The organism is Perlucidibaca piscinae DSM 21586 (assembly GCF_000420045.1).
Taxonomy (GTDB): Bacteria; Pseudomonadota; Gammaproteobacteria; order Pseudomonadales; family Moraxellaceae; genus Perlucidibaca; species Perlucidibaca piscinae.
This window is the reverse complement of sequence record NZ_ATUE01000005.1, coordinates 244,367-266,160: the sequence shown is the minus strand read 5'-3', so window position 1 is coordinate 266,160 and position 21,794 is coordinate 244,367. Positions and strand designations below refer to the sequence as shown.

The following is a 21,794-nucleotide window of genomic DNA, read 5'->3' as shown; positions in this document are numbered from 1 at the left end:
CGGCCCGGGCATGAGCGCCGGCATGGTCAGGGTGGCGTGTGGTCCTGCAGCCTGCGCAGCACGACCGGCAACTCGCGTACACTGCGTATCACGGCATCGGGTGTCGCCTCGCCGGTCCACGGGCTGCCAGTCGCGTTGACCCAGACCGTGCGCATGCCCACGGCACGGGCGGCCAGCACATCCTGCTCGGGATGGTCGCCCACATGAACAGCCTGTTCGGGGGCCACGCCGGCGGCTTCCAGAGCCATCTCGAACATGCGCGGATGCGGCTTGGCCTGTCCGGCCCGGGCGGCCGAGAAGTGCTCGTGAAAGTAGCGACCCAGGCCCACCCGGTGCACATCGGCATTGCCGTTGCTCAAGGCATGCACACGATAATTCCGACTGAGCTCGGCGAGTACCTGCTCGACCCCGTCGAACAGGGTGACCTGGTTGCGTGCTGTCAGGAATACCTCGAAGGCCGCCTGCGCGGCACGCGGCACATCGTGCTCGGGATGGGCGCTGCGGCGCAGCAGTTCCTCCAGCAGCAGCAGGCGCATCCGGCTCAGGTCATGACGGTGCTGCGGATGTTGCGCCGCGATCTCGCGCCGCAGACTGGCCAGGCCATCGTGTCCGACATGCTGCAGCCAGGCGGGATGCTCCTGGTTCAGCCAGTCCTGCAGGGTTTGCTCGGCGCGCACGATGACCGGTGCCACCTCCCAGAGGGTGTCGTCCAGATCCAGCGTGATCAGGTGGATGCCGGTCATTCGTTCTCCTCGCGACGCTGGCGTGCGCGAGGGTGCGCGGCGTCATAGACCGATGCCAGGTGCTGGAAATCGAGATGGGTATAGACCTGGGTGGCGCGAATGTCGCTGTGTCCCAGCAGCTCCTGCACGGCGCGCAGATCGTGACTGGATTCGAGCATGTGGGAGGCGAAGGAGTGGCGCAGCAGGTGGGGATAGACGTGTTGCGGCAACCCGAGCCGCAGGGCATGGTGCTGCAGTCGCGCCTGGATGCTGCGCTCGCTCAGGCGACTGCCGCGCTGGCTGAGGAACAGCCAGCCGTGATCGCCGCCGCGCAGCCAGTCCGGACGAGCCTGCAGCCATGCCTGCAAGGCAGTGACTGCCTGGCGCCCCACCGGCAGCACACGGGTCTTGCGGCCCTTGCCCAGGACCGTGACCAGTGCGGCGCCCAGATCAAGATCGGCCAGGCGCAGCCCGGCCAGTTCGGCCAGGCGCAACCCCGAGGAATAGAACAGTTCGAGGATGGCGCGATCGCGCGTCCATAGTCGTGCTTCAGCGGCTTCCGCCGGTGCCGGAGCATCGAGCAGCAGCTGCATGCTGTCCACGGTCAGCACCTGGGGCAGATCCTGACGCAGCCGGCGCAGTCGATAGCTCCGTGCCGGATGCAGGCCGCCCTCGTCGTGGCGAGCCAGCCAGTCGTAGAAGCCGCGCACCGCCGACAGTTCGCGCTGCAGACTGCGCAGCGACAGTCCCTGCTCGCGACGCCCGGCAATCCAGGCTTCCAGCTGTGCGCGCGTGAAATCGCCCCAGCGTGTCACGGCCTCGGCGTCGAGAAAGTCGGCAAACATGGCAAGGTCACGCCGGTAGGCGTTAACCGTGTGTGGGGACAGCAGGCGCTGGCTGGCCAGTGCCTCCAGGTAGTCGGCTATGCGCTGCCGGGTCAGCATGGGATGGCGGCAGCCGGCTCGCGTTCGATGCGGGCCAGCAGGCCTGCCACCAGATCGCCGAGCTGGCTGATGAACTGGGTATCCATGCTGCTGCGGAAGTGGCTGGGCTCGGTGCTGCCGAGCGCCATCACGCCCAGCGGCTGATCGCCGGCGAGCAGGGGAATCACCGCCGCCGAACTCATTTGCAGGCCGCTCTCGCCAAACAGGAAGCGCAACTCGTCACGGCGCCATTTGCCGGCAAGCGCCCGGTGATTGCGCAACAGACCGGGCAGACGCTGTTCGAAGTCGCTCTGGGTCACGGCCCGCCAGGGCAGATCAGCCTCCGGGCGGAAGCGCAGCAGCGCGAGCTCCTGGCACTGGAAGGGCTCGCGCAGCTCGTTGAAGAGACGAATGCCGAGCTGGGCGGGGCTGGCACAGGCCAGCAGGTTGATGCCAACCTCATGCAGCCGGCGCTGCAGGCGTTCGTTGTCGCTGGCGACGGTCATCATCTCGCCCAGGCGCTCTTCAAGCTCGTCACTGCGGCGGCGCAGCTGGCTGACCTGGCGCTCGATCAGCGACACGGTGCCGCTGTCATGACGGATTTCCAGCTGCGACAGCAGCGCCGGATGCCGCTCGAAGAAGTCCGGATGCTGACGCAGCCACTGTGCCACCCGACGCTCTTCTTCCTCGTGTGCCTCGCATCGGCTGCGCTCAGGATCGGTCATCTCGGCATCGGCTCCGCAGTGGTCGGCAGTAGTTCAGCGGTCAGGACTGGTTGTCACCCAGATCGGCCAACCGGAAAACCCCATCATAAACGCGTGCTGTCGGCCCTGTCATGAGCACCGAGGCCTGGTCGTCCGGCCAGGAGATGGTCAGCGGGCCGCCACGCAGGTGCACGGTGACTTCGCGCTCGCACAGTCCCTGGCGCATGGCTGACACGGCGGCGGCACAGGCGCCGGTGCCGCAGGCCAGGGTTTCTCCAGTGCCGCGCTCGAACACGCGCAGGCGCAGCTCCTTGCGATTCAGCACCTGCAGAAAGCCGACGTTGACACGCTGCGGAAAGCGCGCATGGCGCTCGATGAGCGGACCCAGTCGCTCCACCGGTGCGGTGTCGACGTTGTCGACGAGCAGCACGGCATGCGGGTTGCCCATGCTGACGGCAGCAATCTCGACAACCTCGTCGCCGACCTGAAGCGGGTAGGTCAGCGCCTGCTGGTCGGCCTGGAACGGCACCTCGGCAGGCAGCAGCCGCGGCTTGCCCATGTCGACGCGAACCCAGCCATTGCCCTGCACATGCAGCTCGATGACGCCGCTGGCGGTCTCGACGCGCAGATGATCCTTGCGGGTCAGACGACGGTCACGGACGAATCGGGCAAAGCAGCGCGCGCCATTGCCGCACTGCGACACTTCCGAGCCATCGGCATTGAAGATGCGGTAACGGAAGTCTACATCGGGATGTTGCGGCGGCTCGACGATCAGCAGCTGATCGAAACCGACGCCGAAATTGCGATCCGCCAGGCGCTGAATCGTGGCGGTATCCAGGCGCGCTTTCTGCGAGACCAGATCCAGTACCAGAAAGTCATTGCCGAGACCGTGCATCTTGGTGAATTCCAGACGCATGACCGACTCCTGAAAAGCGTATGGGGGCCGTGATGTCATGGCGACGGATCGGCCCGGTTCTGACGGCTATTCTGGGTGCAGGCGGGTGCTGATTCAAGGCACAGACAGACCTGCGGGGCTGGCGGGGTGCTATCGGGACCGTCATGCGCTATGGATGGCGCATGCGAGCCTACAGGGACGTATTCACGGCGTGTCCCGATAGCACCCCGCCAGCCCCGCCGGTCCGATGTCCCGTGGATCAGGGCAGCAGGGACTCCAGGGCCAGCAGGTCCGCCACGGTCTCGCGGCGACGGACTTCCCAGGCCTGGTCTCCATCGACCAGGATCTCGGCGGCACGACCACGGGTGTTGTAGTTCGAGCTCATCACGAAGCCGTAGGCGCCGGCGCCGGTGACGGCGAGCAGGTCGCCCGGCTGCAGGCGCAGGTCACGCTGCTTGCCGAGGAAGTCGCCGGTCTCGCACACCGCGCCGACGATGTCGTAGCAGCGCTGCGGCGTGTCCTCGCCATGCGGGGTCACCGGCACGATATCCATCCAGGCGCCATACAGCGACGGCCGGATGAGGTCGTTCATGGCGGCATCGACGATGGCGAAATCCTTGTGTTCGGTGGGCTTGAGAAACTCGACGCGGCTCAGCAGCACGCCAGCGGTGGCAGCGATGGCGCGGCCCGGTTCCATGTAGACCTTGAGGCCGCGCGCCTTCAGGCGCGGCAGGAGCACGGCGGCGTATTCAGCCGGCGTCGGCGGTGTTTCATCTCGGTAGCGCACGCCGAGGCCGCCACCGATGTCGATGTGCTCCAGCGTGATGCCATCGGCGGCCAGCATGTCGATCATGGCCAGCACGCGGTCCAGGGCATCCGAGAACGGTGCCGTGGTGGTCAGCTGCGAGCCGATGTGGCAGTCGATGCCGACCGGGAGCAGGTTGCCCAGCGCCACGGCATGACGATACACCTCGGGCGCGCGCTCGATGGCGACACCGAACTTGTTTTCCTTGAGCCCGGTCGAGATGTACGGGTGTGTCCCGGCATCCACGTCCGGGTTCACGCGCAGGCTGATCGGTGCCTTCACGCCGAGGCGGGCGGCAACGGCATTGAGGCGGTCAAGCTCGGCCTCGGACTCGACGTTGAAGCAGGCGATGCCCAGCGTCAGCGCACGCTCCATCTCGGTTTCGGTCTTGCCCAGTCCCGAGAACACCACTCTGGCCGGGTCGCCACCGGCGGCCAGCACGCGCTCCAGCTCGCCACCGGAGACGATGTCGAAGCCGGCGCCGAGTCGTGCCAGCACGTTCAGCACGGCGATGTTGGAGTTGGCCTTGACCGCGAAGCAGACCTGATGCGGGATGTCGGCGAAGGCCTGATCGAAGGCCAGGTAGTTGGCCTCCAGCGTGGCACGCGAATAGACATAGAGTGGCGTGCCAAAGCGCTCGGCGAGCGCGGTCAGCGGCAGCTGTTCGACGTGCAGGCTGCCGTCGCGGTTTTGCAGGTGGCTCATCGGAAATCCTGGGTGGTCAGCGGCTCTCGGGCGCGGGAGCTCCGGCATCGGCCGGAGCGTTCTGGACAGGGGGCTTGGCCGGCACCGGCAGGTACAGGGGGCCTTTCTGGCCGCAGGCGGCAAGCAGGCCGACAAGCAGGGCGGGAAGCAGCAGTCGAATCATCATGTGTCCTCGCGCCGGACTGGCGTCGCCGTATTATCATGCAAGCCCGGTTTTTACCCAAGCGACATGAGGCAGCGGCCATGATGACGGAAAGCGAATTCGACGAACTGGCCGAGGCCACCCTCCAGGACATCGAGGCGCAGGTCGAGAACGCTGACAGTGACCTCGACTTCGACATGGCCGCCGGCATCCTGACCCTGACGGCACCCAATGGCAGCAGGATCATCATCAACCGCCAGCCGGCCACCCGCGAGATCTGGGTGGCTGCGAAGTCGGGTGGCTATCACTGCGGACGTCGTGATGACGCCTGGTTCTGTGCCAGCACCGGCGAGACCTTGCAGCAGCTGCTGAGCCGGGTCATTGCCGAGCAGGGGGGCGGCGACATCGTGTTTGGCTGAGCCTGCGCAGAGGCTTCGCATGTCTTGGGATGAGGGGCTTGCCGAACGCGTGCGCGAATTGCTGGCGAAGGTACCTGGGCTGGTCGAAAAACGCCTTTTCGGCGGCTTGGCCTTTCTGCATCAGGGGCATCTTGTGGCCTGCATCGCCGGTGATGCCCTGATCGCGCGCGTGGGTGCCGACGATTACGCCGAGGCGCTGACCCGTCCCCATGTCCGGGTCATGGATGTCACCGGGCGGCCACTGACCGGTTTCGTCATCGTCGATCCGCCGGGTCTCGAGGAGGATGACGCCTTGGCTGACTGGCTTGGTCGCGGCATGGACGTCGTCCGGCGACTGCCTCCCAGGATGCCTAGTCCGCCACGATCTCCGCATAGAGGTCGTAGTCGTCCGCCTCGGTGATGCGCACCCGCACCTTCTGCCCCGGCTTCAGCTGCGCCGCGCCCTCGCCCTCGATGAACACGTTGCCGTCGATCTCCGGTGCATCCGCGTAGGAGCGTGCAATGGCAACGCCCTCCTCGTCATCGATCTCGTCCACCAGCACGATCTCGACTCGACCGACACGGCGCTGCAGGCGCTCGGCGGAAATTTCCGCCGCCAGTGACATGAAACGGTCCAGGCGCTCCTGCTTGACCTCCTCCGGCACCGGTTCGGCGACGTCGTTGGCCACTGCGCCGTCAACCGGCGAGTAGGGGAAGCAGCCGACGCGGTCGAGCTGGGCTTCCTTGAGCCAGGCCAGGAGCTCCTCGAATTCTTCCTCGGTCTCGCCGGGGAAGCCGACGATGAAGGTTGAACGGATCACCAGATCCGGGCAGATCGCGCGCCAGGTCTTGATGCGCTCGAGCGTGTTCTCGGCGTGCGCCGGGCGCTTCATGCGCTTGAGCACGCTCGGACTGCCGTGCTGGAAGGGAATGTCCAGGTAGGGCAGGATCCGGCCCTCCGCCATCAGCGGAATCACGTTGTCCACGTGCGGATACGGGTAGACGTAGTGCAGGCGCACCCAGACGCCCATCGAGCCCAGTGCCTCGCACAGTTCCAGCATGCGCGTCTTCACCGGCTTGCCGCCCCAGAAGTCGAGCTTGTACTTGAGGTCGACGCCGTAGGCACTGGTGTCCTGCGAGACCACCAGCAGCTCCTGAACGCCGGCCTTGACCAGGTTCTCGGCCTCGGTCAGCACCGAACCGACCGGGCGCGACACCAGGTCGCCGCGCAGCGAGGGGATGATGCAGAAGGTGCAGCGGTGGTTGCAGCCCTCGGAAATCTTCAGGTAGGCGTAGTGCTTGGGCGTGAGCTTGACGCCCTGCGCCGGCACCAGATCGATGAACGGATCGTGCTTGGGCGGCAGGTACTGATGCACGGCGCCCATGACTTCCTCGTAGGCGTGCGGCCCGGTCACGCTGAGTACGCTCGGGTGTGCCTCGCGGATCAGGTCGGCCTTCTTGCCCAGGCAGCCGGTGACGATGACCTTGCCGTTCTCGGCCAGTGCCTCGCCGATGGCATCCAGCGATTCCTGCACCGCCGAGTCGATGAAGCCGCAGGTGTTGACCACGACCAGGTCGGCGCCGTCGTAGCTGGGCGAGATCTCGTAGCCCTCGGTGCGCAGCTGGGTGAGGATGCGCTCGGAGTCGACGAGGGCCTTGGGGCAGCCGAGGCTGACAAAGCCGACCTTGGGATTGGCAGAGGACATAGGGGATACCGCAGGGGTTGATCAGAATGCGCGCATTGTAGCGCAATCGCGGCGCTGTCGGGCAGGCGTGACCATCGCCCAACAATGGTGCACACTGCCCTCATATGGTGCCAGTGCGCGGGCCAAAATGGCCATGATCCGGGCTGTCCGGGTTGGTTCGTTTCTTGCTTCTGCTAGGTCAAAGGCGCTACAGACGCCCACACCCTGCTCATTTGCGTTCACAGAGGCGTTCATGTCGGATCCCAGATTGGCCAGGCGACTGCTCGAGAACCTGACCACGGCGGTGCTGCTCTGCGACACCGACCTGCGCCTGGTCTACCTGAATCCGGCAGCGGAAAGCCTGCTCGCCATCAGTCACAGCCGGGCCCTCGGCCTGCCGCTGGATGCCGTCCTCACCATCGACACCGACAGTGCCTTGGCGCTGCAGCAGACCCTGATCAGCGGTCATCCGTTCACCAAGCGCGAGGCCCACCTGCGTGTCGGTCTGCGCGACATCGTGGTGGATTACTGGGTCTCGTTGATGAGCAGTCCGTCGGATGCGACCCAGCTGCTGGTCGAGATCCAGTCGCGAGACCGTCTGCTTCGCATTGCCCGCGAAGAGGCCATGCTGGCCAGTCACCAAGCGACCCGCCAGCTGGTGCGCGGTGTCGCCCACGAGATCAAGAACCCGCTGGGCGGCATCCGTGGTGCTGCCCAGCTGCTGTCTCGCGAACTGGCGGGAGCCGAGCAGCGCGAATACACCCAGGTCATCATCGAGGAAGCTGATCGCCTGCGAGCGCTGGCCGATCGCATGCTGGGGCCGCGGCGTCTGCCCACCATGTCGCAGGTCAATCTGCACGAATGCACCGAGCGGGTGCTCGCGCTGCTCTCGGCCGAGGCCGCCGGCCGTGTCACTTTCGTGCGTGACTATGATCCGTCGCTGCCCGAGCTGATGGCAGATGCCGACCAGCTCATCCAGGCCATTCTCAACATCGCCGGCAATGCCCTGCAGGCGCTGCTGGAGACCCCGGAGCAGAAGGCACCGACGCTGACCTTCCGGACCCGCTCGGTGCGTCAGTACACCATCGGTGCGCGCCGTCACCGGGTGGTCATCCGCCTCGACATCACCGACAACGGCCCGGGCATTCCCGAGTCGCTGCGCGAATCCATCTTCTATCCCATGGTCAGCGGCCGCGCCGGCGGCACCGGCCTGGGCCTGTCGATCTCCCAGGACATCATTCACCAGTACCACGGCCTGATCGAATGCGAATCCGTGCCGGGGTGCACCGTCTTCAGCATCTTCTTGCCTTTGGAAGTAGGATCATGAATAGCAAATCGGTCTGGATCATCGACGATGATCGTGCCATCCGCTGGGTTCTCGAGCGTGCCTTGACGCAGGCGGGTCTGCAGCCTCAGTGCTTCGAGGATGCCGGCACGGCGCTCAAGCGCCTCGGCTCGCAGCAGCCGGTCGCGATCGTCACCGACATCCGCATGCCCGGCCTCGATGGTCTGGCCTTTCTCGGCAAGGTGCGCGAGCAGCATCCGGATCTGCCGGTCATCATCATGACCGCGCACTCCGACCTTACCTCGGCGGTGGCGTCCTACCAGGGCGGCGCCTTCGAGTACCTGCCCAAGCCCTTCGATGTCGACGAGGCGGTGGCCCTGGTCAAGCGCGCCATCGCGCACCACCTCGAGCAGAGCACCCAGCAGCCCGAGGTGGTCACCAGCAGCGAGCGCAGCACCAGCATCATCGGCGAGTCGCCGGCCATGCAGGAGGTGTTCCGTGCCATCGGCCGGCTCAGCAACTCCAATATCACCGTGCTCATCAATGGCGAGTCCGGTACTGGCAAGGAGCTGGTTGCAGGCGCCCTGCATCAGCACTCCCCGCGTGCGCGCAAGCCGTTCATCGCGCTCAACATGGCGGCCATTCCCAAGGACCTGATGGAGTCCGAGCTGTTCGGTCACGAGAAGGGCGCCTTCACCGGAGCCGCCACGCAGCGCGTCGGCCGTTTCGAGCAGGCCGATGGCGGCACGCTGTTCCTCGACGAGATCGGCGACATGCCGCTGGACACCCAGACCCGTCTGCTGCGGGTGCTGGCGGATGGCGAGTTCTACCGGGTCGGCGGCCACATTCCGGTGCGCGTCGATGTGCGCATCATTGCGGCCACCCACCAGAATCTTGAAAAGCTGGTGGCCGACGGCAAGTTCCGTGAAGACCTTTTCCACCGCCTCAACGTGATCCGCGTGCACATCCCGCGCCTGCGTGATCGCAGCGAGGACATTCCGCGTCTGGCCAGCTTCTTCATGTCGCGTGCCGCTGCCGAGCTGCAGGTCGAGCCCAAGTCGCTGACCGCCGAAGCGGCACAGTACCTGCAGCATCTGCCCTGGCCGGGCAATGTGCGTCAGCTGGAAAACACCTGTCGCTGGCTGACCGTGATGGCGTCCAGTCGCGAGGTGCTGATTTCGGATCTGCCGCCCGAACTGCAGCCGGGCAGTCAGCAGGATGCGCCGGTCGGCGCGCCGAACTGGGAACAGGCGCTGGCTTCATGGGCGCGGCGCAGCCTGATGAGTGCGCCGGAAGTCCGCCTGCTGGATGTGGCGGCGCCTGCGTTCGAGCGCATCCTGATCCAGGCGGCATTGCATCATACCGGGGGGCGTCGTCGCGATGCCGCGGTGGTGCTGGGCTGGGGCCGCAACACTCTGACACGCAAGATCAAGGAGCTGGGCCTGTCGGTGGCTGACGACGAGGACGAGGACGGCTGAGTGCCGTCCTCGCGTCGAGACTGCCTTGGCGCGGAGGTCTTACTTCACCGTGATGGTGATTTTCTCGGAGATCACGGCCGGGTTGTGCGGCTGGTGCTTCCAGTCGGCCATCAGGGCCTGCAGGGTGTGCTTGCCCGGCTTCAGGTCAACCACGGCCTCGATCTGGCCGGCGCCGTAGTGCACGACCTGGGCGCTGGCCGGCAGCGGCTGGGCCAGGTTGACGGCCGGCTCGTCAATGAGCAGGTGGAAGTGTCCGGTGTTGGGCTGGTTGACGCCTGCCGGAGCCACGCCCATGTTGCTCAGGCCGAACACCACGGTCACCGGTGACTTGACCGTATCACCGTTCTTCGGACTGATGATGGTGGCCTTGGCATTGGCGGGTGCTGCCTGGGCCAGACCGAGCTTGGACTCGACCTGTTGCGTGGCCTGCTGCTTGGCCATGCTCTTGAGGTATTCCATGTCCATGGCGGTGGCCGGTACGGCGGTTGCCACGACGGCCAGTGCCAGCAGAGTGCGCATCATGATGTGTCTCCCGGTGAGTGTTCTTCTGGTGTGAGCGGCGTATCAGTCGTTGCGATCGTTGCCATGGCCTTCATGGCCCGGACGTCCCGGTGCACCATGCTGTCGATGCAGGTCTCGGACGGCCTCGCGACGTTCTTCCGGTGTCAGCGACTGCCATTTCTGACGCAGTGCCTCGCGTGCTTCCGGAGGCAGCGGCTTGAGTGCTCGCCAGCGTTCGCGAATGGCGTCGCGCTGCTCTGGCGGCATCGAGCGCCAGCGTTCGGCCTTGGCTTTGAGGCGCTCGCGGCGATCCGCCGGCATGCTGTCCCAGCGTTCGCGGAAATCACCCAGCACCTGCTGCTGCTCCGGCGTCAGGCTGTCCCAGTCCGAGTCGGCCAGCGCGGCCGTGCTGGTCAGCAGCGCGCCGCCCAGCAGACTGATCCGGAGGGCATGCGCGAGGGCATTAGCGAGCATCACGGGATGCCTCCTCCATGGCCATGAGCCAGTCGATCTCTTCCAGCATCTGACCTTCGATGGCTTCCGGGTTCTGGGCGCCGCTGGTGCCCGAGGTGGGCAGCAGCCAGCCACCGGGCAGCGCCACCATGAAGGTGACGCTGGCAGCGAGGGCGAGACCGCCCCATTGCCAGCGATGCGAGTGGCTCCGAGGCAGCGATGCCTGCGCGAGGATCTGCTCCATGCGCTGGTCCCAGACGGGGTCCGGCTGCGCGGCGGCCTGATCCAGGGTTTTCGCCAGGCGTGCAGCCAGGCGGGCATCGTCCAGCGTCAGTTGCTCTTTCATGACATGTCCTCCGCGGTCGTGCCGACAGCGCCCAGGCGGGCACGAATGCTGTTCAGGGCACGGAAATAATGCGTCTTCACGCTGCCTTCGGCGCAACCCATGACTTCGGCGGTTTGCGCAGTGTCCAGTCCTTCCCAGGCGCGCAGCAGAAACGCCTGCTGCTGCCGGAACGGCAGATCCTTCACGGCCTCGAGCACCACATCCATGTTGTCGGCCCGCTGCAGCAGCGTGACCGGGTTGTGGTCCACCGGATCGGCGATGTGCTGGATCGGGTCCTCGTCACTCTCGTCGTCCATGGGCTCCAGCCAGGTGAACCATTTCTTCCGTCGCGTCTCGCGCCGGAAGTGGTCCATCATGCGGCTGTGCAGGATGCGGTGGAACAGCGGTCCCCAGCTTGACGGATCATGATCGCGGTACTTGGCGACCAGGGTCAGCATGGCTTCCTGCACGATGTCCTGTGCGGCTTCGCGGTCACGCGTGGCCAGTTCCGCCGTCAACCGGGCGCGCCGGCTGACATCACGGAGAAAGGCGTCTATCGAGTTTTCCGCCGGGCGTTTAGCCGACATGGGTGTCACCCTCCGTTCGGGAGGCGCGGCACCGTAAGTCGTGGCGGTTTCGGCAGCAAGTCGCATGGCCAGTGGCTCGGGCATGTGGATTGATCTGGTGAGAAAAACGCCAGAGGCAGTCTCGGGTTGACGTGCACTGTCCTAGAATGTGCGTGTTCACCAACGTTCCCATCCTGTGTGCCGAGCCATTGCCCGACATGATCGATATTGTGCTGTATCAGCCGGAAATTCCAGGCAACACCGGCAACATCATACGTCTCTGCGCCAATACCGGGGCAAGACTGCATCTGGTCAGGCCGCTGGGCTTCGTGCTCGACGATGCCCGTCTGCGTCGGGCCGGTCTCGACTACCACGAGTGGGCCGAGTTGCGCGTGCACGACTCCTGGGCGGATCTGTGCCAGGCGATGTCCGGTCGCAGGCTGTTCGCGTTCACCACCAAGGCCAGCCACTCCGCCTTTGCCGAGTCGTTCCGGCCGGACGACGTGCTGGTGTTCGGGCCTGAAACCCGCGGTCTGCCTGCCGAGGTACTGGACGGCTTCGCCCCGGCAGCGCGCCTGCGTCTGCCCATGCAGCCGGACAGTCGCAGCCTGAATCTGTCCAACAGTGTCGCCATCATGGTCTACGAGACATGGCGTCAGCTCGGCTTTCCAGGGGCCGTCATGCCCCCGGAGACGTCCGCTTAGGCAGTTGTCGCTGTCTCGGTCTCGGCCAGACGGCGCTGGTTCTCGGCAAACACGGCATCGAAATTGATCGGCTGCAGCAGCAGTTGCGGGAAGCTGCCCTTGCCGACGAGGTCGGAAATGGCTTCACGCGCGTACGGGAAGAGCAGGTTCGGGCAGTAGGCACCGAGCAGCGGGGCCAGCTCCTCGTCCGGAAAGCCGATGGCCTGGAAGATGCCGGCCTGCTGCACTTCGACCAGGAAGGCGACCTGGTTGTCATTCTTCGCGGTCACGGTCAGCGACAGCGTCACTTCGTAGTGGTTGCCGTCCTCGAGCTGGGCCATGCCGGTGGCGAGATCGATGCTGATCTCGGGATTCCATGCCTGCAGGAACACGCGCGGGGCGTTCGGCACCTCGAACGAGGCGTCCTTGAGGTAAATGCGTTGCAGGGCGAATTGCGGTTGGGCGGTGTCGGTCATGATGAGCTCGCGAGGTCAGGAGGCAAGCAGGTCGTCGAGGCGGCCTGCGCGTTCGAGGGCGTGCAGTTCATCGCTGCCCCCTATGGGTTGGTCGTTGATGAAGATCTGCGGCACGGTGCGGCGGCCGGTGCGCTGCACCAGCATCTGGCGAGTGTCGGCGTCATCGCTGACATCGATCTCCTCGTAGGTCACGCCCTTGCGCTGCAGCAGCATCTTGGCGCGTACGCAGTACGGGCAGATGTGCGTGGTGTAGATGACGACCTTGGCCATGATCAGCTCCTGCGCACCAGCGGCAGACCTTGCTGGCGCCAGCCCGAGATGCCGCCGGTGAGGCGGTAGGCGTCCTTGACGCCGGCCTGCTTGAGGGTCTTGGCCGCCATGCCGGCGACCTGGCCGAGGCCGCAGACCACGATCACGGGGTGATCGCCGCGCGCCAGCTCGGCAGCCTTCTCGGCCAGCTGGCTGTAGGGGATGTTCTCGCTGCCGGTGATGTGGCCTTCACGGTATTCCGGGGTGTTGCGAAGGTCGATGACGCGGGCCTGCTGCTGGTTGACCAGACGGGTCAGCTCCTGCGGGCTGACGGCGCGTCCGCCGCGCTGCATTTCAGTGATGATGAAGGCGATGACCAGGGCCACCAAGGCGCTGATCAGCAGGGGATGGTTGCCGACGAATTCGATGACGCGATCCATGACACGGACTCAGGGAATGACAAAGGAGCCGGAGTATACCCCGCGTGACGGGCCGGCTCCACCGCGTTGCCGGTCGTGCTGACAGCGGGCTTGAGCAGGTATCAGCGGCCCGGCGCCGGGTTGCCCAGTTCGCTGGCAAGGCGCTGGAAGCTGGCCAGCCGGCGTGGCTGGATGGCGCCGGTGTCGACGCCGTGAGACAGCGCGCAGCCGGGCTCATGCTGGTGCTGGCAGTTGCGGAAGCGGCATTGGCCCAGCCAGGGGCGGAACTCGATGAAGCCTTCCAGCAGCTGGTCGCGATCCATGTGCCAGACGCCGAACTCGCGGATGCCTGGCGAGTCGATCAGGGCGCCGCCTTCAGGCAGGTCGAACCAGCAGGCGGTGGTGGTGGTGTGCTGACCCAGCCTGGAGCCGGTCGAGATTTCCTTCACCTTCTGGGTGACATCGGGCAGCAGGGCATTGATCAGTGATGACTTGCCGACGCCGGACTGGCCGACGAAGACCACGGTGCGTCCGGCCACCAGGGCGCGCAGGTCGCCGGTGTCGCCATGTGCCGACAGCGTGCGGGTTTCGTAGCCGAGACGGGCAAAGCTGTCGAGCAGCTCGCGCAGGGGTGCCGCGCGTCCGGCATCGAGCAGGTCGGCCTTGTTGAGCACGATGACCGGTGCGATGCCGGTGGCTTCGCAGGCGATCAGGTAGCGATCGATGAGCTCGGCCGAAGGTACCGGCTCGGGTGCGATGATGAGCAGGATGCGATCGATGTTGGCCGCGACCGGCTTGAGCTTGCCGTAGGGATCGGGACGCACCAGCACCGAGTCACGCGGCAGCAGCGCTGTGATCACGCCTGTGCCTTCGGCGGCCGGCTGCCAGATCACCTGGTCGCCGGTGACCAGGTGATCGATGTTGGCGCGTCGGTGGCAGCGGAAACGCTGGCCCGCCAGGTCGCCGTCCAGGGCTTCGACCGCCAGCTGAACGCCGTAGTGGGCGATGACGCGGCCGCGCTGCTCGGCACCCAGCTCGCCGCCGGCGAGCAGGGCTTCCGCCTTGGCATCGCGCTTGCTGGCACGGGCGATGCGCTCGTTCTGGATGCGGTCGATGCGGAAGCTCTGCTGACGGCTGATGCGTCGTTGGCTCATCCCTGCTCCGGGTCGGTTTGCTGGCGTGCGACAGGCGCGCCTCTGTTATGCTGTTTCCATTGTGCCATCGTCTATCGTCAAGGAGTGTTGATGAACAACAACAAGGCCGGCAACCTGGTCTGGATCGACCTCGAGATGACGGGGCTGAATCCGGATACCGATCGCATCATCGAGATCGCCACGGTCGTCACCGATGCGCACCTGAACATTCTTGCCGAGGGCCCGGTGCTGGCCATCCACCAGAAGGACATCGTGCTCAACGCCATGGACGAATGGAACACGCGCCAGCATGGCGAGTCCGGACTGACCGAGCGCGTGCGCCGCAGCACCGTGAGCGAGGCCGAGGCCGAGGCACGCACCATCGAGTTCCTCAGCCGTTTCGTCGATCCCAAGAAGTCGCCCATCTGCGGCAACTCGATCTGCCAGGATCGCCGCTTCCTGTACCGTCACATGCCCAAGCTGGAAGCCTTCTTCCACTACCGCAACCTCGATGTCAGCACGGTCAAGGAGCTGGCGCGACGCTGGTATCCCGACCTGCTGCAGCGCTTCACCAAGAAGAGCTCGCACCTGGCGCTGGATGACGTCAAGGACTCCATCGAGGAGCTGCGCTACTACCGTCAGTACTTCTTCAAGCTGCCGGGCTTCAGCGAGGACTGAGTTCGGCGTGCAGCTTGCGCTGCTGCTCCGTGATGGCCCAGTCCAGGTGTTCGGCCAGCACGTCATCCAGCAGGCCGGCCTCTGCCAGGTCCTGCCGGCGCTGCTGCAGGGCCTGCAGAATCTGCGCGTTGGCTGAGGCATTGCCCATGGCGATGCTCAGGTTGCGCAGCCAGGTCGGATAGTTCAGTCGTCGCAAGGCCATGCCGGCGCTCTGCTCCAGCCAGGTGGCTTCGTCCCAGGCCCACAGGCTCAGCAGATCCGGGCCGTCGAAGGCATGGCGTGGCAGCAGGTCGCGCTCCTCGCTGGGACGGGCATAGCGGTTCCACGGACACACCAGCTGGCAGTCGTCGCAGCCGAAGATGCGGTTGCCGATGGGCTGGCGCAATTCCAGCGGAATCACGCCCCGGTATTCGATGGTCAGGTAGCTGATGCACTTGCCGGCGTCGAGCACATAGGGGGCGACGATCGCGCGTGTCGGGCAGATGTCGATGCAGGCCTGGCAGCTGCCGCAGTGACTGCTCACCGGCCGGTCCACCGGCAGCGGCAGATCGGTGAACAGTTCGCCGAGAAAGAACCAGGAGCCGGCCTCGCGATTGAGGATGACGGTGTGCTTGCCCATCCAGCCGAGACCTGCCTGGCTCGCCACCGCCTTTTCCATGACGGGTGCCGAGTCGACGAAGGCGCGGTAGCCGAACGGGCCGATGGCGGCCTCGATGCGATCGGCGAAATGCTGCAGGCGCTTGCGGATGATCTTGTGGTAGTCGCGGCCCAGCGCGTAGCGAGCGATGTAGGCGCGACGGTCATCGGCTAGAATGGCGTGAATGCGCGGATCGGCCGGCAGATAGTCCATGCGGACCGAGATGATGCGCCGGGTGCCGGGCTTGAGGGCGGCGGGATCGATGCGCTTGGGTTCGGCCAGCCAGTCCATGCCGGCCTGGTGTCCGGCGTCCAGCCAGCGCGCCAGGTGGGCGGGATGTTCGCCCAGATCGATGTCACTGATGCCGACCTGCTGGAAGCCGAGCTCGCGCCCCCAGCGGCGGATGTCCGCTGCCAGGTTGTCCAGCTCGGCGGGAGTGAGTTCGTTGCTGCCGGGGATTCGCCTCATGACGCGCATTCTGCCATCCTTCCCGGAGGTCGGGCCATCCTGGCGCCGGCCTGTCCCGCGAGCCTGCAACGGAAACCCGGATCTGCCATGTCTGATGCCGTGACCCTGATCGATGACGACCTGCACCGGCAGCTGGCGTTGCGCTGGCTGTCGCCGCGTGCCGATGATGCCCACAAGGGCGATTTCGGGCCGTTGCTGGTGGTGGGTGGTGGCGAGGGCTACAGCGGCGCCGCATTGCTGGCGGCCGAGACGGCCTTGCGTGCGGGTGCCGGCGCCACCCTGGTCGCCTGCGGGCGCACGGCGGCGGCCGGGCTCTGGCTGCATCGGCCCGAACTGATGGCGCGTGCCGTGAGTTCACGTGCCGATCTGCAGCCGCTGCTGGCCATGGCCCGCGTGGTGGTGGCCGGGCCCGGCCTGGGTCGAGACGACTGGGCGCGCGAACTCTGGCCGGCACTCGCGGCCCCCGGTCCGCGTCAGGTGCTGGATGCCGACGGCCTGTTCTGGCTGGCGGAGAACCCGGAGCGTCATCCGGCGCGCGTGCTGACGCCACATCCGGGCGAGGCTGCCCGCCTGCTGCATTGCCATGTCGCCGACATCAGCCGCGACCGGCCGGCAGCGGCACGTGAGTTGCAGTCTGAATATGGCGGTGTCGTCATCCTCAAGGGTGCCGGCACGTTGGTGTGCGATGGTGAACGTGTCTGGCGCTGCACCGCCGGCAATCCCGGCATGGCGACGCCGGGCATGGGTGATGTGCTGGCCGGTCTGGCCGGTGCCCTGCTCGCCCAGGGCGTGCCGCTGTTCGAGGCGGCGGCCCTGGCGGTGAGTCTGCACGCCAGGGCCGGTGACCGTGTCGCCGTGCACAAGGGGCAGCGCGGCATGCTGGCCAGTGATCTGTGGGGGCCGATGCCGGCCCTGTTGAATCCGACGCAACAGGTGGTGGAACAGTGAGCAGCAGTCAGACGTGGCTGGCCGGTGATGTCGATGCCATGACCGCCTTCGGGGCGCAACTGGCGCGTGCCTGCCAGGGCCGTGGCGTCATCTTTCTCGAGGGCGATCTGGGTGCTGGCAAGACCACCCTGTCGCGTGGCATCTTGCATGCGCTCGGCCATCAGGGCGCGGTGAAAAGCCCGACCTACACGCTGGTCGAGCCCTACACGCTGGCAGACACGACCGTGTATCACTTCGATCTGTATCGTCTGCTGGACCCCGAGGAGCTTGAGCTCATGGGGTATCGCGAATATTTCCATGATCAGGCGCTGACGCTGGTGGAATGGCCGGAGCGGGGACGCCTCCTGCTCCCTGAGCCGGACCTGCGCCTGCGCCTGGCAGAACCTCCGGCCGGGGGGCGAGAGCTGGCGGTGACGGCGGTGACGGCGCGCGGCGAGCAGATCCTGAATGAATTGAGGAATGGCGGTTGAAGATGATGCGTTGGCTGGTGATGAGCGGGTTGCTGCTGGGCATGGCAGGCAGCGTTACGGCAGCACAGATCGTCGGCGTGCGCTCGTGGGCAGGTGCGGACAGCACGCGTCTGGTGCTGGAGCTGGACGGACAGTCCGAGTATCGCGTCAGCGAGGCCAGCACGCCCGGCCGCCTGATCATCTCCCTGCCCGAGGCGAAGACACGGCTTGAGGCGCCGCGCTGGCCGGCGCGCGCCGGCTTTGTCGAGGCGGTTCGTCTGGATGTGTCCGGACGGGTGCCGCAGCTGGTCATGGACCTCAATCGCGAAGTCGAGGCAAAAGTCTTTCTGCTCGGCCCCAACCAGAGTTACGGGCATCGCCTGGTCATTGATCTGCTGCCGCGTCAGGCCAATACCGTGATTCCGGTGCTGGCGGCAGCGCCTGCACCGACCGCGCCGCCATCTCCGGCGGTGGCGGCTGCGGTCCCGGCACCACCTCCTGTGCTGGCGCCCCGGCCGGCACCCGTTCGCAAGCCGGTCAGCAAGAGCGGTCGCAACATCGTGGTCACCCTGGATGCCGGGCATGGTGGCGAAGACCCCGGCGCCATCGGCAAGACCGGCATGTACGAGAAGCATGTCACTCTGGCGATTGCGCGCGCGGTCGCGCAATACCTGAATGATCAGGAGGGCGTGACTGCCCGCCTCACCCGTGATGCGGATTTCTTTGTGCCCCTGCAGCGTCGCCGGCAGATTGCGCGCTATGACCACAAGGCCGACATCTTCGTGTCCATTCACGCCGACTCGGCGCCCAATCGTTCCGCCCATGGCGCATCGGTATTCGCCCTGTCCCTGCAGGGCGCCAACTCCGCCACCTCGCGATTTGCCCAGCAGCTGGCCGAGCAGGAAAACAAGTCCGACCTGATTGGCGGCGTGGTTGCTGAAAGCGACGACATAACCGGGGTGCTTGCCGGCATGCTGATCGAGGGTACCCTCAAGCACAGTCTGGAGATGGGGCAGCTGATACTGGGCGAGATGAAGCCGGTAGTGGGCAAGCTGCACAGCCCGCGTGTCGAGCAGGCCGGTTTCGCCGTGCTCAAGGAGCCGGGCATGGTGTCGCTGCTGGTCGAGACCGGCTTCATCTCCAATCCCCAGGAAGAGTCGCGTCTGATCAATCCGGCCTACCAGCTTGAGGTGGCACGTGCCATTGCGGAGGGCATTGTGCGCTTCTGCCAGCAGTACCCGGTGCCGGGCACGCGCTTCGATACCAGCGGAGGCTGAGCGTGGCGCGCATTCAGCTGCTTGACGCCCGTCTGGCCAACCAGATTGCCGCCGGCGAGGTGGTCGAACGACCGGCGTCGGTGGCCAAGGAGCTGCTCGAGAACGCCATCGATGCCGGCGCGCGTGTCATCGAGGTGCAGGTCGAGCAGGGCGGCATCGCCGGCCTGACCATACGTGATGATGGTGACGGCATTGCGCGTGATGACCTGGCGCTGGCGCTGGCGCGTCATGCCACCAGCAAGATCCATCATCTGGATGACCTTGAGGCGGTGGCCACACTGGGCTTCCGTGGCGAGGCGCTGGCCTCCATCGCCTCGGTGTCTCGTTTGACCATGACGTCGAGCACGGAATCGAGCGGCCTGGGCTGGGCGGTGCGCACCGAGGGTCGTGACATGGCAGCGCATGTCGAGCCGGCGCGACACCCGCGCGGTACCACGGTCGAGGTGCGGGACCTGTTCTTCAACACGCCGGCACGGCGCAAGTTCCTGCGCAGCGAGAACACCGAATTCGGCCATCTCGAAGAGGTGGTGCGGCGCATCGCCCTGGTCTCGCCCCGGGTCGGCTTCAGCCTCAGTCACAACCAGCGTGCGCTCTGGCAGCTGCGTCCCGCGCAGAGCGAGGCCGAGCTGCTCAAGCGCCTGGGGCAGCTGTGCGGGCCTGCCTTCGTGCAGTCCGCGATTCCGCTCGAGGTCGAGACGGCGGGCATACGTCTGCATGGCTGGCTGGGCTTGCCCACGTTCTCTCGCTCGCAGGCGGATCTGCAGTACTTCTTCGTCAACGGACGCATGGTGCGCGACAAGGTGGTTTCGCACGCCGTGCGCCAGGCCTATGCCGATGTGCTCTTCCACGGCCGGTATCCCGCCTTCGTGCTGTTTCTCGACATGGATCCGGGCGCTGTCGACGTCAATGTGCACCCGACCAAGCATGAAGTGCGCTTTCGCGAGTCGCGACTCGTGCATGACGTGATTTATCGCGGCCTGCATCGCGCCATTGCCGCGTTGCGCCCGCAGGATGCGCCGGCGGCGGCGGCCTCCGGGACGGCGGCTGTGCCAGTCTCCATGGTTCCCGGCTGGCAGCCCAGCCAGGGCGGTCTGGACTGGTCCAGGCCGGAAGCCCGCGAGGCGCTGGCGAGCTATCTCGGGACAGCAACGCCTGCGGGCGCTGTCGCGTCGTCCGCACCTGCGGCGTCGCTGCCGGGCCTGATGCCGGCATCGTCGGACAGCCTGCCGGCCTCGCCGTCGACATCGACACCAGCCGAGCACCCGCTGGGCTATGCTCTGGCCCAGCTTCACGGGGTCTATCTGCTGGCACAGAACACCGACGGTCTGGTGCTGGTCGACATTCATGCCGCCCATGAGCGCATCGTTTACGAGCGCCTGAAAGCGGCGCAGGAGAGTGAAGGCATTGCCCGCCAGCCCTTGCTGGTGCCATTGAGCATTGCGGTCAGTCAGCGCGAGGCTGATCTGGCCGAGACCCACCAGGCTGACTTTCTTGACATGGGCTTCGAGCTTCAGCGCATGGGGCCGGAAACCCTGCTGGTAAGGGCGCTGCCGACGCTGTTGTCGCAGGCCGGTGCCGAGGCGCTGGTGCGTGACGTGCTCTCCGATCTGGTCACGCACGGTCAGACCCGGCGCTGGCAGGAGCATCGCAATACCCTGCTCGCGACCATGGCCTGTCATGGCGCCGTGCGTGCCAATCGTCAGCTGTCGGTGGTCGAGATGAATGCCCTGCTGCGCGACATGGAAGCCACCGAGCGCAGCGGCCAGTGCAATCATGGTCGTCCGACCTGGACGCGTCTGAGCATGGCCGATCTCGACCGTCTGTTTCTGCGTGGGCGCTGACCATGACAAACCCCTCGCGACCGGCCGCGATCTGCCTGATGGGGCCTACGGCAGCCGGCAAGACCGCATTGGCGATGGCACTGGCGGCACGCGGCGATGTCGAGATCATCTCGGTGGACTCGGGCATGGTCTATCGCGGCATGGACATCGGCACGGCCAAGCCGACGCCCGACGAGCTGGCGCTGGCGCCGCATCGCCTCATCGACATCCGTGATCCGGCCCAGGCCTATTCCGCGGCGGAGTTCCGCAGCGATGCCTTGGCGGCCATGCACGAGGTGGTGGCGGCCGGGCGCACGCCGCTGCTCACGGGCGGCACCATGCTCTATTTCAAGGTGCTGCGGGATGGTCTGGCGCTGCTGCCGGAGGCTGATCCGGCGGTGCGCGCACAGCTCGACGCCGATGCGGCTCGTGATGGTCTGGCCTCGTTGCACCGTCGCCTGCAGGCGGTGGACCCCGTGGCGGCGGCACGCATCACGCCAGGTGACAGCCAGCGCCTGCAGCGCGCGCTCGAGGTCTGGCTGGTGACCGGCAAGCCCCTGTCGCAGTGGCATGCCGAGCAGCCGGCGCCGGAACCCCTGCCCTTCGATCTGCGCTGGTTTGCGGTCAGTCCGCCGGACAGGGCGGTTCTGCACGAGCGCATCGCCCGCAGATTCGACCTCATGCTGGCCCAGGGCTTTCTGGATGAGGTGATTGCCCTGAAAGCCCGCGGCGATCTGCACCTGGGCCTGCCTTCGATGCGTGCCGTCGGGTATCGCCAGGCCTGGCTGCATCTGGACGGCGAGACCGATCTGCCCACCTGCCGCGATCAGTGCGTGGCGGCCACGCGCCAGCTCGCCAAGCGGCAGCTGACCTGGCTGCGCAGCTTTCCCGACCTGACCTGGCTGGATCCGTCGGACATCAGCGCCCCCGCGCAGATCATCCGGCATTTGCCGTCGGGCACTTGAAAAAG

Annotated in this window: 27 protein-coding genes; 11 read left to right on the top strand and 16 right to left on the bottom strand. The window is 66.2% G+C overall.

Features of this window, described 5'->3' with window-relative positions:
• Positions 1 to 26: 26 nt before the first annotated feature.
• The 6 genes from F595_RS0101315 to lptM all read right to left on the bottom strand — a co-directional run bounded on the left by F595_RS0101315 (position 27) and on the right by lptM (position 4,917).
• On the bottom strand, positions 27 to 743 hold the full coding sequence (locus tag F595_RS0101315) for an HAD family hydrolase (protein WP_022955065.1): 717 nt from the start codon (positions 741 to 743) through the stop codon (positions 27 to 29).
• Positions 740 to 1,666: a tyrosine recombinase XerC gene (gene xerC / locus F595_RS0101310; RefSeq protein ID WP_022955064.1), complete on the bottom strand. Its 927-nt coding sequence runs from the start codon at positions 1,664 to 1,666 to the stop codon at positions 740 to 742. Before xerC ends, F595_RS0101315 begins: the two co-directional genes overlap by 4 nt.
• Complete coding sequence (locus F595_RS0101305) at positions 1,660 to 2,370, bottom strand: DUF484 family protein (protein WP_022955063.1); 711 nt, start codon at positions 2,368 to 2,370, stop codon at positions 1,660 to 1,662. The genes xerC and F595_RS0101305 overlap by 7 nt, the downstream gene beginning before the upstream one ends.
• Before the next feature lie 40 nt (positions 2,371 to 2,410).
• Entirely contained in the window at positions 2,411 to 3,265 is an 855-nt protein-coding gene (gene dapF, locus F595_RS0101300; RefSeq protein WP_022955062.1) for a diaminopimelate epimerase, read from the bottom strand.
• A gap of 238 nt (positions 3,266 to 3,503) precedes the next feature.
• Entirely contained in the window at positions 3,504 to 4,754 is a 1,251-nt protein-coding gene (gene lysA / locus F595_RS0101295) for a diaminopimelate decarboxylase (protein WP_022955061.1), read from the bottom strand.
• Positions 4,755 to 4,770: 16 nt separating this feature from the next.
• Positions 4,771 to 4,917, bottom strand: coding sequence for an LPS translocon maturation chaperone LptM (gene lptM, locus F595_RS14345; protein WP_211213134.1), 147 nt, complete (start codon positions 4,915 to 4,917; stop codon positions 4,771 to 4,773).
• Between the two features lie 80 nt (positions 4,918 to 4,997).
• Here lptM and cyaY point away from each other — a divergent pair, with 80 nt between their 5' ends.
• Together cyaY and F595_RS14340 are read left to right on the top strand one after the other, a co-directional pair.
• Positions 4,998 to 5,315: an iron donor protein CyaY gene (cyaY, locus tag F595_RS0101285; protein ID WP_022955060.1), complete on the top strand. Its 318-nt coding sequence runs from the start codon at positions 4,998 to 5,000 to the stop codon at positions 5,313 to 5,315.
• Between the two features lie 19 nt (positions 5,316 to 5,334).
• Positions 5,335 to 5,715: a TfoX/Sxy family protein gene (locus tag F595_RS14340; protein ID WP_084682769.1), complete on the top strand. Its 381-nt coding sequence runs from the start codon at positions 5,335 to 5,337 to the stop codon at positions 5,713 to 5,715.
• Here the strand turns inward: F595_RS14340 and rimO are convergent.
• Positions 5,666 to 7,000 (bottom strand): 30S ribosomal protein S12 methylthiotransferase RimO, encoded by a 1,335-nt coding sequence (gene rimO / locus F595_RS0101275; protein WP_022955058.1) that lies wholly within the window; start codon positions 6,998 to 7,000, stop codon positions 5,666 to 5,668. The two genes, F595_RS14340 and rimO, sit on opposite strands and share 50 nt — an antisense overlap.
• Positions 7,001 to 7,232: 232 nt before the next feature.
• Between rimO and glnL the strand changes: the two genes are divergently transcribed.
• Together glnL and ntrC are read left to right on the top strand one after the other, a co-directional pair.
• Complete coding sequence (gene glnL, locus F595_RS0101270; RefSeq protein ID WP_022955057.1) at positions 7,233 to 8,306, top strand: nitrogen regulation protein NR(II); 1,074 nt, start codon at positions 7,233 to 7,235, stop codon at positions 8,304 to 8,306.
• Entirely contained in the window at positions 8,303 to 9,742 is a 1,440-nt protein-coding gene (gene ntrC / locus F595_RS0101265; protein WP_022955056.1) for a nitrogen regulation protein NR(I), read from the top strand. Before glnL ends, ntrC begins: the two co-directional genes overlap by 4 nt.
• A 39-nt stretch (positions 9,743 to 9,781) precedes the next feature.
• Here the strand turns inward: ntrC and F595_RS0101260 are convergent, their stop codons facing one another.
• The 4 genes from F595_RS0101260 to F595_RS12190 are packed head-to-tail and all read right to left on the bottom strand — an operon-like array spanning position 9,782 to position 11,608.
• Positions 9,782 to 10,264 (bottom strand): DUF4399 domain-containing protein, encoded by a 483-nt coding sequence (locus F595_RS0101260; RefSeq protein WP_022955055.1) that lies wholly within the window; start codon positions 10,262 to 10,264, stop codon positions 9,782 to 9,784.
• Positions 10,265 to 10,306: 42 nt separating this feature from the next.
• The gene (locus F595_RS14735) at positions 10,307 to 10,717 is read right to left on the bottom strand and encodes a DUF3106 domain-containing protein (RefSeq protein ID WP_022955054.1); all 411 of its coding nucleotides are present in this window, start codon (positions 10,715 to 10,717) and stop codon (positions 10,307 to 10,309) included.
• Positions 10,707 to 11,042 carry a hypothetical protein gene (locus F595_RS14730; RefSeq protein ID WP_022955053.1) on the bottom strand — a complete coding sequence of 112 codons (336 nt, stop codon included), beginning with the start codon at positions 11,040 to 11,042 and terminating at the stop codon, positions 10,707 to 10,709. Before F595_RS14730 ends, F595_RS14735 begins: the two co-directional genes overlap by 11 nt.
• The gene (locus tag F595_RS12190) at positions 11,039 to 11,608 is read right to left on the bottom strand and encodes an RNA polymerase sigma factor (protein ID WP_022955052.1); all 570 of its coding nucleotides are present in this window, start codon (positions 11,606 to 11,608) and stop codon (positions 11,039 to 11,041) included. Before F595_RS12190 ends, F595_RS14730 begins: the two co-directional genes overlap by 4 nt.
• A gap of 197 nt (positions 11,609 to 11,805) precedes the next feature.
• Here F595_RS12190 and trmL point away from each other — a divergent pair, with 197 nt between their 5' ends.
• Complete coding sequence (trmL, locus tag F595_RS0101240) at positions 11,806 to 12,291, top strand: tRNA (uridine(34)/cytosine(34)/5-carboxymethylaminomethyluridine(34)-2'-O)-methyltransferase TrmL (protein WP_026913094.1); 486 nt, start codon at positions 11,806 to 11,808, stop codon at positions 12,289 to 12,291.
• On the opposite strand, the gene secB is transcribed toward trmL, so the two are convergent.
• The 4 genes from secB to rsgA all read right to left on the bottom strand — a co-directional run bounded on the left by secB (position 12,288) and on the right by rsgA (position 14,568).
• On the bottom strand, positions 12,288 to 12,746 hold the full coding sequence (gene secB, locus F595_RS0101235; RefSeq protein ID WP_022955050.1) for a protein-export chaperone SecB: 459 nt from the start codon (positions 12,744 to 12,746) through the stop codon (positions 12,288 to 12,290). The genes trmL and secB overlap by 4 nt on opposite strands.
• A gap of 15 nt (positions 12,747 to 12,761) precedes the next feature.
• Entirely contained in the window at positions 12,762 to 13,016 is a 255-nt protein-coding gene (gene grxC / locus F595_RS0101230) for a glutaredoxin 3 (protein WP_022955049.1), read from the bottom strand.
• A 2-nt stretch (positions 13,017 to 13,018) separates the two neighbouring features.
• Positions 13,019 to 13,435, bottom strand: a complete 417-nt coding sequence (locus F595_RS0101225) for a rhodanese-like domain-containing protein (RefSeq protein ID WP_022955048.1) — start codon at positions 13,433 to 13,435, stop codon at positions 13,019 to 13,021.
• A gap of 101 nt (positions 13,436 to 13,536) precedes the next feature.
• The gene (gene rsgA, locus F595_RS0101220) at positions 13,537 to 14,568 is read right to left on the bottom strand and encodes a small ribosomal subunit biogenesis GTPase RsgA (protein WP_022955047.1); all 1,032 of its coding nucleotides are present in this window, start codon (positions 14,566 to 14,568) and stop codon (positions 13,537 to 13,539) included.
• A gap of 90 nt (positions 14,569 to 14,658) precedes the next feature.
• Between rsgA and orn the strand changes: the two genes are divergently transcribed.
• A complete protein-coding gene (orn, locus tag F595_RS0101215; protein WP_022955046.1) occupies positions 14,659 to 15,225 on the top strand; it encodes an oligoribonuclease in 567 nt (188 codons plus the stop codon).
• On the opposite strand, the gene queG is transcribed toward orn, so the two are convergent.
• On the bottom strand, positions 15,212 to 16,330 hold the full coding sequence (gene queG / locus F595_RS12185; protein WP_040567994.1) for a tRNA epoxyqueuosine(34) reductase QueG: 1,119 nt from the start codon (positions 16,328 to 16,330) through the stop codon (positions 15,212 to 15,214). The two genes, orn and queG, sit on opposite strands and share 14 nt — an antisense overlap.
• 87 nt (positions 16,331 to 16,417) lie before the next feature.
• On the opposite strand from queG, the gene F595_RS12180 reads away from it, so the two are divergent.
• The 5 genes from F595_RS12180 to miaA are packed head-to-tail and all read left to right on the top strand — an operon-like array spanning position 16,418 to position 21,789.
• Positions 16,418 to 17,278, top strand: a complete 861-nt coding sequence (locus F595_RS12180) for an NAD(P)H-hydrate dehydratase (RefSeq protein WP_022955044.1) — start codon at positions 16,418 to 16,420, stop codon at positions 17,276 to 17,278.
• Positions 17,279 to 17,316: 38 nt separating this feature from the next.
• A complete protein-coding gene (tsaE, locus tag F595_RS0101200) occupies positions 17,317 to 17,748 on the top strand; it encodes a tRNA (adenosine(37)-N6)-threonylcarbamoyltransferase complex ATPase subunit type 1 TsaE (protein WP_051144618.1) in 432 nt (143 codons plus the stop codon).
• A gap of 2 nt (positions 17,749 to 17,750) precedes the next feature.
• Positions 17,751 to 19,004, top strand: a complete 1,254-nt coding sequence (locus F595_RS12175) for an N-acetylmuramoyl-L-alanine amidase (protein ID WP_051144597.1) — start codon at positions 17,751 to 17,753, stop codon at positions 19,002 to 19,004.
• 2 nt (positions 19,005 to 19,006) lie between these two features.
• A complete protein-coding gene (mutL, locus tag F595_RS0101190) occupies positions 19,007 to 20,845 on the top strand; it encodes a DNA mismatch repair endonuclease MutL (RefSeq protein ID WP_022955041.1) in 1,839 nt (612 codons plus the stop codon).
• A 2-nt stretch (positions 20,846 to 20,847) separates the two neighbouring features.
• Positions 20,848 to 21,789 (top strand): tRNA (adenosine(37)-N6)-dimethylallyltransferase MiaA, encoded by a 942-nt coding sequence (gene miaA / locus F595_RS0101185; protein ID WP_022955040.1) that lies wholly within the window; start codon positions 20,848 to 20,850, stop codon positions 21,787 to 21,789.
• Positions 21,790 to 21,794 lie beyond the last annotated feature (5 nt).

Excerpts from the sequence above, each read along its gene's own strand:
- F595_RS0101315 (WP_022955065.1), bottom strand. The coding sequence starts at position 743 with ATGACCGGCATCCACCTGATCACGCTGGATCTGGACGACACCCTCTGG.
- xerC (WP_022955064.1), bottom strand. The coding sequence starts at position 1,666 with ATGCTGACCCGGCAGCGCATAGCCGACTACCTGGAGGCACTGGCCAGC.
- F595_RS0101305 (WP_022955063.1), bottom strand. The coding sequence starts at position 2,370 with ATGACCGATCCTGAGCGCAGCCGATGCGAGGCACACGAGGAAGAAGAG.
- dapF (WP_022955062.1), bottom strand. The coding sequence starts at position 3,265 with ATGCGTCTGGAATTCACCAAGATGCACGGTCTCGGCAATGACTTTCTG.
- lysA (WP_022955061.1), bottom strand. The coding sequence starts at position 4,754 with ATGAGCCACCTGCAAAACCGCGACGGCAGCCTGCACGTCGAACAGCTG.
- lptM (WP_211213134.1), bottom strand. The coding sequence starts at position 4,917 with ATGATTCGACTGCTGCTTCCCGCCCTGCTTGTCGGCCTGCTTGCCGCC.
- cyaY (WP_022955060.1), top strand. The coding sequence starts at position 4,998 with ATGATGACGGAAAGCGAATTCGACGAACTGGCCGAGGCCACCCTCCAG.
- F595_RS14340 (WP_084682769.1), top strand. The coding sequence starts at position 5,335 with ATGTCTTGGGATGAGGGGCTTGCCGAACGCGTGCGCGAATTGCTGGCG.
- rimO (WP_022955058.1), bottom strand. The coding sequence starts at position 7,000 with ATGTCCTCTGCCAATCCCAAGGTCGGCTTTGTCAGCCTCGGCTGCCCC.
- glnL (WP_022955057.1), top strand. The coding sequence starts at position 7,233 with ATGTCGGATCCCAGATTGGCCAGGCGACTGCTCGAGAACCTGACCACG.
- ntrC (WP_022955056.1), top strand. The coding sequence starts at position 8,303 with ATGAATAGCAAATCGGTCTGGATCATCGACGATGATCGTGCCATCCGC.
- F595_RS0101260 (WP_022955055.1), bottom strand. The coding sequence starts at position 10,264 with ATGATGCGCACTCTGCTGGCACTGGCCGTCGTGGCAACCGCCGTACCG.
- F595_RS14735 (WP_022955054.1), bottom strand. The coding sequence starts at position 10,717 with ATGCTCGCTAATGCCCTCGCGCATGCCCTCCGGATCAGTCTGCTGGGC.
- F595_RS14730 (WP_022955053.1), bottom strand. The coding sequence starts at position 11,042 with ATGAAAGAGCAACTGACGCTGGACGATGCCCGCCTGGCTGCACGCCTG.
- F595_RS12190 (WP_022955052.1), bottom strand. The coding sequence starts at position 11,608 with ATGTCGGCTAAACGCCCGGCGGAAAACTCGATAGACGCCTTTCTCCGT.
- trmL (WP_026913094.1), top strand. The coding sequence starts at position 11,806 with ATGATCGATATTGTGCTGTATCAGCCGGAAATTCCAGGCAACACCGGC.
- secB (WP_022955050.1), bottom strand. The coding sequence starts at position 12,746 with ATGACCGACACCGCCCAACCGCAATTCGCCCTGCAACGCATTTACCTC.
- grxC (WP_022955049.1), bottom strand. The coding sequence starts at position 13,016 with ATGGCCAAGGTCGTCATCTACACCACGCACATCTGCCCGTACTGCGTA.
- F595_RS0101225 (WP_022955048.1), bottom strand. The coding sequence starts at position 13,435 with ATGGATCGCGTCATCGAATTCGTCGGCAACCATCCCCTGCTGATCAGC.
- rsgA (WP_022955047.1), bottom strand. The coding sequence starts at position 14,568 with ATGAGCCAACGACGCATCAGCCGTCAGCAGAGCTTCCGCATCGACCGC.
- orn (WP_022955046.1), top strand. The coding sequence starts at position 14,659 with ATGAACAACAACAAGGCCGGCAACCTGGTCTGGATCGACCTCGAGATG.
- queG (WP_040567994.1), bottom strand. The coding sequence starts at position 16,330 with ATGAGGCGAATCCCCGGCAGCAACGAACTCACTCCCGCCGAGCTGGAC.
- F595_RS12180 (WP_022955044.1), top strand. The coding sequence starts at position 16,418 with ATGTCTGATGCCGTGACCCTGATCGATGACGACCTGCACCGGCAGCTG.
- tsaE (WP_051144618.1), top strand. The coding sequence starts at position 17,317 with ATGACCGCCTTCGGGGCGCAACTGGCGCGTGCCTGCCAGGGCCGTGGC.
- F595_RS12175 (WP_051144597.1), top strand. The coding sequence starts at position 17,751 with ATGATGCGTTGGCTGGTGATGAGCGGGTTGCTGCTGGGCATGGCAGGC.
- miaA (WP_022955040.1), top strand. The coding sequence starts at position 20,848 with ATGACAAACCCCTCGCGACCGGCCGCGATCTGCCTGATGGGGCCTACG.